The sequence below is a fragment of the Nocardioides malaquae genome (genome assembly GCF_015070385.1).
GTDB classification, from domain to species: domain Bacteria; phylum Actinomycetota; class Actinomycetes; order Propionibacteriales; family Nocardioidaceae; genus Nocardioides; species Nocardioides malaquae.
In genome coordinates, this window is record NZ_JADCSA010001230.1 from 1 (window position 1) to 235 (window position 235).

Annotated in this window: 1 protein-coding gene; it reads right to left on the reverse strand. The window is 53.6% G+C overall.

The features are described from left to right. Positions 1-21 precede the first annotated feature (21 nt). On the reverse strand, positions 22-235 hold a 214-nt coding region (locus IEQ44_RS16550), incomplete at its 5' end, for a hypothetical protein (RefSeq protein ID WP_193639494.1).

Sequence of the window (235 nt, forward strand, 5' to 3'; positions counted from 1 at the left end):
TTGCCCTACGACTGCAAAAAATCAGGCTCGTGAGGAAACCGTGATCTCAATTTGTGTGGGAGAAAATCGAGATTCACATTTTGGCAAGAATCGTACAGCCCTGCTGAATGAGCGTGGTGTTTGTTGCGTACCTGAGGCGTAGGGCAGGAAGCAGCTGGGGTTGAACTCCAGCTTCTTCATGAAGCGGATCTGGCCGTTGTCGCGCAGGCAGTAGAGGTTGCGCTCGCCCAGCACG